Genomic DNA, 9,320 nt, shown 5'->3' on the forward strand with positions numbered 1-9,320 from the left:
GCCGAAGATCCTGCCGGGGCGTTCTCGTCGGTGAGCGTTATCCGAAGCGGCCCGAGATGTAGTCCTCGGTGGCCTTCTGCGTCGGGTTGGAGAAGATCTTCTCGGTGTCGTCGATCTCGACGAGACGCCCCGGCTTGCCGGTGGCCTCGAGGTTGAAGAACGCGGTCTGGTCACTCACACGCGCCGCCTGCTGCATGTTGTGGGTGACGATCACGATGGTGAAGTCCTTCTTCAACTCCGTGATGAGGTCCTCGATCGCGAGGGTCGAGATGGGGTCGAGCGCCGAGCAGGGCTCGTCCATCAGCAGGACGTCGGGCGAGACGGCGATGGCCCGGGCGATGCACAGACGCTGCTGCTGACCTCCGGAGAGTCCGCCACCGGGCTTGTCGAGACGGTCCTTGACCTCGTTCCACAGGTTCGCGCCGCGCAGCGACCGTTCGGCCACCTCGTCGAGACGCTTCTTGCTGCGCTCGCCCTGCAGCTTGAGGCCGGCCACGACGTTGTCCTTGATGGACATCGTCGGGAACGGGTTGGGACGCTGGAACACCATGCCGATCGTCTTGCGGACGCCGACCGGGTCGATGCCGGAACCGTAGATGTCCTCACCGTCGAGGAGGATCGAACCCTCCACGCGCGCACCGGGAGTCACCTCGTGCATGCGGTTCAGCGAACGCAGCACGGTCGACTTGCCGCAACCGGACGGACCGATGAACGCGGTCACGTTCCGCGGGGGGACCGACAGCCCGACATCGGCGACGGCGTGGAACTTGCCGTAGTAGATGTTGACGTCCTTGAGATCCAGACGCTTGGCCATTACCGGCTCCCTACTGATTGATGTACGAAATCGAGTGTATGTGTCACTTGCTGCGGACCTGTGAGAAGTGGCCGACGACCTTGGCCGCGATGTTGAGGATGGCGATGAGCAGGATCAGCGTCAGCGCCGCGCCCCAGATGCGGTTGGTACCGGCATCGGTCGGGTTGTTCATCTCGGCGACCATGACGCCGGGCAGGGTGCCCATCTCGCCACCGAACAGGTTGAAGTTGATGAAGGGTGCGTACCCCACCAGGATCAGCAGCGGAGCGGTCTCGCCCATCACGCGGGCCAGCGCCAGCATGACGCCGGTGATGATGCCCGGCAGCGCGGTGGGCAGCACGATCTTGGCGATCGTCTTCCACTTCGGAACACCCAGCGCGTACGACGCCTCGCGCAGGTCCTGCGGCACGATGCGGAGCATCTCCTCCGTGCTACGGACGACGACGGGCACCATCAGCAGGACCAGGGCGAGCGCCACCGCGAACCCGGACTTCGGGAAACCGAACGTCGCGATCCACAGGGCGTAGATGAACAGGGCCGCCACGATCGACGGGACACCGCTGAGGATGTCGACCATGAACGTGGTCAGCTTCGCCAGCCGCGACTTCCGGTCGGCGTACTCGACGAGGTAGATCGCGACGAACAGCCCGAGCGGGATGGACAGGACCGCGCAGACGAGTCCCTGCAGGATCGTGCCGATCAGCGCGTGATAGATGCCGCCGCCCGCCGCCGACGACGTGAGTCCGCTCAGCGAGTGGGTGAACCAGGTGGCCGACGTCAGGGCGGGAATGCCCTTGACGACGGCGGTGATCAGGACCCACACCAGCGGGATGAGGGCGACGAGCACTGCCAGCGTCACGAGAACGGTGGCGGTGAGGTCGGTGATTCGACGGCGGGTTCCCACACCCCGGAAGGTGGGTGCCTTGACCGGCTTGTCGAGTGTCGCGGTCATGGGTCAGTCCTTCTTTCCTGCGATCACGGCGCGGGCCGCGGCGTTCACGACGAACGTGAGTACGAAGAGCACCAGACCTGCGGCGATGTACGCGCCGGCCTGGATGTTGTTGTTGAACTCCGCGTAGCCGAGGGCGATCTTGGACGCGATGGTGGCGCCGCCGTCGAACAGCGACCATCCGAAGGGCTGCGACGTGGTGCGCAGGATCAGGTACAGCGCCATGGTCTCACCGAGGGCGCGACCGAGGCCGAGCATCGACCCGCTGATGTAGCCGGACTTGCCGAACGGAATGATCGTGGTACGCACCACTTCCCACCGGGTGGCGCCGAGGGCGAGCGCCGCCTCGATCTGGGATGTCGGTGTCTGGACGAACACCTCGCGGGTGACCGCGGTGATGACCGGAAGGATCATGACGGCGAGCACGATGCCCGCCGTGAAGATGGTGCCGCCGCCGGTGATGGATCCGCTGCCCGTCGCGAACAGCGGAAACCAGCCGAGCTTTTCGTTGAGCCACACGGCAAGTGGCTTGATCGCGGGAGCGAACACCAGCAGACCCCACAGGCCGTAGACGATCGACGGCACTGCGGCCAGCAGGTCGATGACGTACGCCAGCGGGCGTTTGAGCCAACTCGGCGAGTACTCGGTGAGGAAGATCGCGATACCCAGCGCAACCGGCATCGCGAGCACGAGCGCGAACAGCGACACCAGAACCGTCACCTGGAAGAGGTCGAGCACACCGAACGCCATGGCGTTGATGTTCTGGGTGACCCATTCGCGGCTGGTGAGGAAGTTGACCTGGTTCCGGCTCAGCGCCGGAACAGCACGCCAGACGAGGAAGATGCCGATCGCGGCGATGAGGATGGAGATGACGATCGCCGACGTGGTCGCGAGGAACTTGAAGATCCGGTCCCCCGGCCTCGCGACGGCCTTGCCGCGAGGAGTGCCGGTCGGGGTCGGGGTTTCGGCCTTGGTGGAACTCAACTCGGCCTCCGGGGTGCCGTTCGGACCGCCCACCCCGGCCCCGCCGGAAGCGGAGCCGGAGGCGCGAGGTACTGATTCGGTGTGCGCTTCACTCATCTGCGCTCCCAATCTTTCATCGTCAGAATATCGAGTCATGGGCGGGTCCGAACGACTTACCGTGTGAATCAGCCGATTGCGGCGACCGACGCGTTCAGCTTCTCCTTCATGGAGTCGGGCAGCGGCACGTAACCCTGCTCGGCCAGGTTGTTCTGACCCTCGTTGGCGGCGCTGGCCAGGAACGACTTGACCGCTGCGGAGGTGTCGGCGTCATAACCCTTCGAGCACACGATCTCGTAGGTGGCGAGCACCAGCGGGTACGCGCCCGCTTCCTTGGTACCGAAGATCGAGGCGAGGTCGAGCGTCAGATCGCCCACACCCGCACCCTTGAACTGCGCACCCTCGATGGCCTTCGCGGCGGACTCGTCGGACAGGGCGACCGGGCCGGAGCCGGTGTCGATCTGCGCTGCCGACAGCTTGTTCTGGTCCGCGTACGACTTCTCGACGTAGGTGATCGATCCGGGCGCGGAGGCCACTGCCTGCGCGACACCGGCGGAACCCTTGGCGCCCTCACCGATGCCACCGGTGAAGTCGGAGCCGGCACCGGTGGTCCAGGCGCCGTTGGAGGCGGCCGTGAGGTACTGCTGGAAGTTGTCGGTGGTTCCCGAGGAATCCGAGCGGATGATCGCGGTGATGTCCTGGTCCGGCAGGGTGGCGCCCGGGTTGAGGGCGGCGATGGCCGGGTCGTTCCACTTCTTGATGGTGCCGTTGAAGATCTTGGCGGTCACTTCACCGTTCAGCACCAGGTCCTCGACGCCGTCGAGGTTGTAGGCCACTGCGACGGGTCCGAAGACGAGGGGAAGGTTCCACGCCTCGCCGCCGACGCAGCGCGCCTTGGCCTGCTCGGCCTGCTCGGCCTTGATCGCCGAGTCGGAACCGGCGAAGTCGATCTGGCCGGCGATGAACTGGGTACGTCCGTCACCGGAACCGCTGGGGTTGTACGCCAGGTTGACGGTCTTGCCCTTTTCCTGGCACACGGAGATGTAGGTGGAGACGAACTGGTCCATGGCGTTCTTCTGCGCCGAGGAGCCGGCCGAGGAGAGGTTGGCCTTGCCCTCGCACGTCGCGTTCGAGGCGGCTGCGTCGACGCCGCTCGACGCGGTGTTGTTGTCGCTGCCACACGCGGCCAAGGTCATGGCACCCAGGGCCACTGCACCGAGCAGGGCGCCACTGCGCTTGAGATTCACCTAGTCCTCCGGAAATACCGTCTCGCCCTCGATCGGGCGGCGACATGAGGCGCGGACCGGGAGGATCCTGCACCAGGCAGCACGGCGCTGCCCACGGAGAAACCTAGGGGTAGCTAATGTCCAGTTGGACCACGATCGGTGAACGGAAAGTGAACAGACCGAGCATTCGCCCATATTTCCGAGACGAACGACGGGTGCCGAAGTAGAGGAGCGCCTCAGGCTCGCGCGTACGCGACGTCGGTGTGGAACCGCTCGAACCCGAGCCGGTCGTAGGTGTGCAGCGCCGACGTGTTGTCGCCCTCGACGTAGAGCAGCACCGCACCGAGCCCGCGGTCGCGCAGGTAGTGCAGTCCGGCGAGTGTGAGCAATCGGCCGAGACCGCGCCCCTGGGCGTCGGGTCCGATGGCCACCACGTAGACCTCGCCGATGGCCGGCTCGTCGCCCTGCTGCGGGTGCACCTTGGTCCAGTGGAATCCGAGCAGCCGCTCCTCGTCCGACGTGGCGAACGCCATGAACAGCCCGGCCGGATCGAACCAGGCCTCCGCGCGGCGTTCGGCCATCTCTCGTTCGGTCCACGACCCCTGCTCGGGATGCCAGGCGAAGGCGGCGGCGTTGACCCGCAGCACCTCCGGATCGTCCTCGACGCCCCGGTACACGCGAAGCGAAATATCCTCCGGAACAACGATTTCCGGAAGTTCCGCCCCGTCGAGCGGGCGCCGGAGCTGTAGCAGTTCACGGGCACCGCTCAGCCCGAGGCGGTGCGCCACCGCCTGTGCCGCGGGCAGGTTGCCGTGCGCCCACACCCGGGTGTCCGGGCCACCCTCGGACAGGACCTCGGTGACCAGTCGGCCACCGACCCCCCGGCCGCGGGCCTCGGGATCGACCACGAGTTCGGCCATCGCGGGGTGCTCGCCACGACCGGGCTGCAACTGCGCGTACCCGACGATCCGATCGGCGTCGGTCTCCACGAGATGACGGACACCGTCGCCACCGGCGCCGGACACGGCGTGCACGCCCTGCTCCGACACGGGCGCGGTTCCGTCCGCCGCGGTCGCGCGGTCGAGCAGCGCGGACACGTCCGCGGCCTGCTTCCCGTCGAGTCGATCGGTCCAGGACTGCACCGAAGCGCTCACTGGATCACGGGTCCTTCCGCGGATTCGAAATCTGCATCTTCGGCGTCGAGGTCGTCGACCGGCGGCACCGGCGCACCCGACTTGCTGCGCGTGGGACGCACGGCCTTGTATCCGACGTTGCGGACTGTACCGATCAAGGATTCGTACTCGCTGCCCAGCTTGGCCCGCAGGCGACGCACGTGGACGTCGACCGTGCGGGTACCACCGAAGAAGTCGTATCCCCACACCTCCTGCAGCAACTGCGCGCGGGTGAAGACGCGACCCGCGTGCTGCGCCAGGTACTTGAGGAGTTCGAACTCCTTGTAGGTGAGGTCGAGGGGGCGGCCACGCAGCCGGGCCGTGTACGTGCCCTCGTCGATGACCAGTTCGCCGAGCGTGATCTTGCCCGACGCCTCCGGGCTGGCGACGCCGCCGGTGCGTCCGACCAGCAGTCGGAGGCGGGCGTCCACCTCGGCCGGTCCGGTGCCCGGGAGCAGGATGTCGTCGAGCCCCCAGTCGGAATTGACTGCCACCAGGCCACCCTCGGTGAGCACCGCCACCACGGGGACCGCTGAACCCGTGCTGCCCAGCAGCCGGCAGAGGCCGCGGGCCGCCGCGAGATCGGTGCGCGCGTCCACCAGGGCGATGTCGGCGGAGCTCGCTTCCAGGAGAGAGGACACCTCCGTCGGGGCAGGCCGCACCGAATGCGCCAGCAGGGCGAGGGCAGGCAGCACTGCCTCGGGGTTGGGGTCGGAGGTAAGAAGCAGTAGCTCCACACAGCCTCCCATCTCGTCGCCGTCGTACCTGGACCGGCCGACGGATCGTTCGTCCGCCGGTCCAGGTAGATCGACACTGAAGGTATCGACACTTTTGTCGGTGACAGAGTAGCGCGCCGCCGTCAAGGTCCGTCGCACCGAACCCCGGCAACCGGCGCGGAGGTTGCACCGGCGCCGCTTGGAACTGTGTCCGTCACAATGGGGCCGTGCGGAAACTCATCATCGGAATCGTCTTCCTCGTGGCACTCGGACTCGTCGTCGACTTCGGTTCGGCGGCCTACGCCGAGTACCGGGTGTCGCGGGAACTGCGGGCCGGCGCGTCCCTCACCGCCGATCCCGAGGTGACGGTGCACGGCTTCCCGTTCCTCACCCAGGCGTGGGACGGAAAGTACGAGAACATCGAGATCCGCGCCCAGGGAGTGAAGAGTGACGTGGTGGGTGAGGTGACCATCGAATCCACCCTGCTCGGCGTGTCCGCGCCGCTGTCCGACCTCGTCGACGGCTCCGTGAAGACCCTTCCGGTCGATCACCTCTCCGGCCGCATGCTCATCGACGCCACCGACCTCGGGCGCTTCCTCGACATCCCCGACCTGCAGGTTTCCGCTCCGCCGGCCAGCAAGTCGGACGGCACCGGCGGTTCCGGCGGCTCCGGGATGCCGACCGCGGGCGGCGTCGTCCTCACCGGCACCGTCCCCGTCGGACCGATCGAGACCACCGTCAGCGTGCAGGCCGACCTGGTCCTCGACGGCGGACAGGTGAAGATCGTCGCCAGCGACTTCTACTTCGGGCCCGAGGGCCACGCCGACTTCACCATCCCCGACCCCCTCGCCCCCGCGATCCTCGGCCTGTTCACCCGGACGATCGACCCGAAGGAACTCCCGTTCGGCGTCCAGCCGACAGAGGTGTACGCGGAGGGCTCCCAGATCGTCATCGAGGGCGTCGGCGACAACGTCACGATCGACCTGAACGAACTGCAGAGCCGATGACCGGAATCACACTGTTACTGATCGCACTGGTCGCGGCCGTGGTGTTCGGGCTCGTCTGGCAGCGTCGCCAGGGGAAGGTCCGGACCACCGGCGAGACGACCGCGGTCGTGACCGGCGAGCGTCGCACGCTCCTCGAGGCGGCGGGTGTCGGACCGGGTTCGGGGCACGGTCGGCAGGCCACCGTTCTCCACTTCTCCGCCGAGTGGTGCGGACCCTGCGCGGCGGTGCGCAGGGTCGTCGGACAGGTCGTCGCGGACCTCGCCGACGAGCCCGAACCACCCGTGGAGGTGGAAGTCGACATCGACGAGTATCCCGCTCTCGCCAAGGAACTCGGCGTTCTGTCGTTGCCGACGACGTTCATTCTCGACGCCGACCTGCAGCAACGCTTCCGGGTGTCCGGCGTGCCCTCGGCGGCCGACCTGAAGGCGGCGCTCGGACCCCTCACCCGGCCCCCGGCTTCAAAATCCTGAAGAACCGGGTAAACTCGTCGCCGTGCAATCCAGCCACGAGCTCATGCTCACCCGACGCCGCACGGTAGACCTGTGCCGCCTCGGGGCTTGTTGCTGTACCTGTTGCTGATCACCAGGGCTGTCGCTTTCTGCTGACACCGCGGACTCCGCGCACGTGATCGAAACCCGATGACGACGTCGTCCGTCGTTGCTCGGCGCCAGGCAAGCATTCAGGACTCAACGCAGGAGCACTTCTCATGTCCACAACACTCGAGGTCGAGCAGGTCGACGTTCGTGGCCCCCGGTTCGCCGCCTGGGTCACCACCGCAGTCCTCGTCGCCGTCCTCGTCGTGTCGACGTTCTCGCTGGTCGCAGCCGGAATTCTGCTGGCACTGCAGGCGGTCGTCTTCGCGGCAGGTGCGGCCTCCGGGCCGCGGCGCAGCCCGTACGGCCGGATCTTCGGCACCCTCGTCGCGCCGCGACTCGCTCCGGCGAGCGAACGGGAACCGGCCGCACCGCTGCGGTTCGCGCAACTCGTCGGATTCGTCTTCGCCGCCGTCGGCACCGTCGGCTTCCTCGCCGGCTCCGGCATCGTCGGCGCCGTGGCCACCGCATTCGCCCTGTTCGCGGCGTTCCTCAACGCCGCATTCGGGTTCTGTCTCGGCTGCCAGATCTATCCACTCGTCGCACGCCTGAGGCCCGCGGCCTGAAAGTTTCACACCCGGAACCACCGCACGATCCACCCGACACAAGTAAGAACACATCGAAAGGAACACCATGGCTCGCTCCGATGTCCTAGTCTCCGCCGACTGGGCTGAGCAGAACCTCAACGCCCCCAAGACCGTTTTCGTCGAGGTGGATGAGGACACCAGCGCATACGACGGCGGCCACATCGAAGGCGCCATCCGCCTCGACTGGCGGAAGGACCTGCAGGACGGGGTCCGTCGTGACTTCCTGAACCAGCAGCAGTTCTCCGACCTCCTGTCGGCCAAGGGTGTCGCCAACGACGACACCATCGTTCTCTACGGTGGCAACAACAACTGGTTCGCGGCATACGCGTACTGGTACTTCAAGCTGTACGGCCACCAGGACGTCAAGCTGATCGACGGCGGCCGCAAGAAGTGGGAGCTCGACGGACGCCCCCTCTCCAAGGAGACCGTGTCCCGCCCGGCCACGCAGTACAAGGCCGACGCACCCGACCTGACGATCCGCGCCTTCCGCGACGAGGTCATCGACGCCATCGGCAACAAGAACCTCGTCGACGTGCGTTCGCCCGACGAGTTCTCCGGCAAGATCCTCGCCCCCGCGCACCTGCCGCAGGAGCAGGCGCAGCAGCGTGGACACGTCCCCACGGCCATCAACATCCCGTGGAGCACCACCGCGAACGAGGACGGCACCTTCAAGTCGGACGACGACCTGGAGAAGCTGTACTCGGAGAAGGGCTACGACGAGTCGAAGCCCACCATCGCGTACTGCCGAATCGGCGAGCGCTCCAGCCACACCTGGTTCGTGCTCAAGGAAATCCTCGGCAAGTCCGATGTCAAGAACTACGACGGCAGCTGGGTCGAATACGGCTCACTCGTCGGCGCACCCATCGAGTTGGAGGTTCACTGAGCCATGTGTGGAGCACCTGTACAGACCCAGACCCTGCCCGCGGGCGTCGACGTCGAGAAGGAAACGGTCATCACCGGCCGCGTTCTCGCCGCTGACGGCCAGCCGATCGGTGGAGCGTTCGTGCGTCTCCTCGACGGCGGCGGAGAGTTCACCGCCGAGGTCGTCGCCTCGGGCACCGGAGACTTCCGCTTCTTCGCCGCTCCCGGCGACTGGACCGTGCGTGCACTGTCCAGCTCCGGCAACGGCACCGCCACGGTGAGCCCGACGAGCGCAGGCGTGCACAACGTCGACGTCACGGTCGGCGAGTAAGACTCGGCACCAACGCAGGAAGGCCCCGCTCCGGCATTCGGAGC

Annotated in this window: 11 protein-coding genes; 5 read left to right on the top strand and 6 right to left on the bottom strand. The window is 66.8% G+C overall.

Annotated features, from left to right (window positions below):
* Nucleotides 1–37: 37 nt before the first annotated feature.
* The 6 genes from pstB to ACFTZB_RS38740 all read right to left on the bottom strand — a co-directional run bounded on the left by pstB (nt 38) and on the right by ACFTZB_RS38740 (nt 5,918).
* Entirely contained in the window at nt 38–814 is a 777-nt protein-coding gene (pstB, locus tag ACFTZB_RS38715; RefSeq protein WP_015888703.1) for a phosphate ABC transporter ATP-binding protein PstB, read from the bottom strand.
* 43 nt (nt 815–857) lie between these two features.
* The gene (gene pstA / locus ACFTZB_RS38720; protein WP_378440178.1) at nt 858–1,766 is read right to left on the bottom strand and encodes a phosphate ABC transporter permease PstA; all 909 of its coding nucleotides are present in this window, start codon (nt 1,764–1,766) and stop codon (nt 858–860) included.
* A 3-nt stretch (nt 1,767–1,769) separates the two neighbouring features.
* A complete protein-coding gene (gene pstC, locus ACFTZB_RS38725; protein WP_378440180.1) occupies nt 1,770–2,843 on the bottom strand; it encodes a phosphate ABC transporter permease subunit PstC in 1,074 nt (357 codons plus the stop codon).
* Between the two features lie 68 nt (nt 2,844–2,911).
* Complete coding sequence (pstS, locus tag ACFTZB_RS38730) at nt 2,912–4,030, bottom strand: phosphate ABC transporter substrate-binding protein PstS (RefSeq protein ID WP_378440182.1); 1,119 nt, start codon at nt 4,028–4,030, stop codon at nt 2,912–2,914.
* Nucleotides 4,031–4,245: 215 nt separating this feature from the next.
* The gene (mshD, locus tag ACFTZB_RS38735) at nt 4,246–5,163 is read right to left on the bottom strand and encodes a mycothiol synthase (protein WP_378440184.1); all 918 of its coding nucleotides are present in this window, start codon (nt 5,161–5,163) and stop codon (nt 4,246–4,248) included.
* Nucleotides 5,160–5,918, bottom strand: a complete 759-nt coding sequence (locus tag ACFTZB_RS38740; RefSeq protein WP_043825261.1) for a response regulator transcription factor — start codon at nt 5,916–5,918, stop codon at nt 5,160–5,162. The genes mshD and ACFTZB_RS38740 overlap by 4 nt, the downstream gene beginning before the upstream one ends.
* A 206-nt stretch (nt 5,919–6,124) precedes the next feature.
* Between ACFTZB_RS38740 and ACFTZB_RS38745 the strand changes: the two genes are divergently transcribed.
* The 5 genes from ACFTZB_RS38745 to ACFTZB_RS38765 all read left to right on the top strand — a co-directional run bounded on the left by ACFTZB_RS38745 (nt 6,125) and on the right by ACFTZB_RS38765 (nt 9,276).
* Entirely contained in the window at nt 6,125–6,904 is a 780-nt protein-coding gene (locus tag ACFTZB_RS38745; RefSeq protein ID WP_378440187.1) for an LmeA family phospholipid-binding protein, read from the top strand.
* Entirely contained in the window at nt 6,901–7,374 is a 474-nt protein-coding gene (locus ACFTZB_RS38750) for a thioredoxin family protein (RefSeq protein ID WP_378440189.1), read from the top strand. Before ACFTZB_RS38745 ends, ACFTZB_RS38750 begins: the two co-directional genes overlap by 4 nt.
* A 236-nt stretch (nt 7,375–7,610) precedes the next feature.
* Nucleotides 7,611–8,063, top strand: coding sequence for a DUF4395 domain-containing protein (locus ACFTZB_RS38755; RefSeq protein ID WP_378440191.1), 453 nt, complete (start codon nt 7,611–7,613; stop codon nt 8,061–8,063).
* Nucleotides 8,064–8,130: 67 nt separating this feature from the next.
* Nucleotides 8,131–8,967, top strand: coding sequence for a sulfurtransferase (locus ACFTZB_RS38760; RefSeq protein WP_087557690.1), 837 nt, complete (start codon nt 8,131–8,133; stop codon nt 8,965–8,967).
* A gap of 3 nt (nt 8,968–8,970) precedes the next feature.
* A complete protein-coding gene (locus ACFTZB_RS38765) occupies nt 8,971–9,276 on the top strand; it encodes a DUF1416 domain-containing protein (RefSeq protein WP_072943045.1) in 306 nt (101 codons plus the stop codon).
* Nucleotides 9,277–9,320 lie beyond the last annotated feature (44 nt).

This window comes from Rhodococcus sp. NPDC057014, from assembly GCF_042673295.1.
Classification (GTDB): domain Bacteria; phylum Actinomycetota; class Actinomycetes; order Mycobacteriales; family Mycobacteriaceae; genus Rhodococcus_F.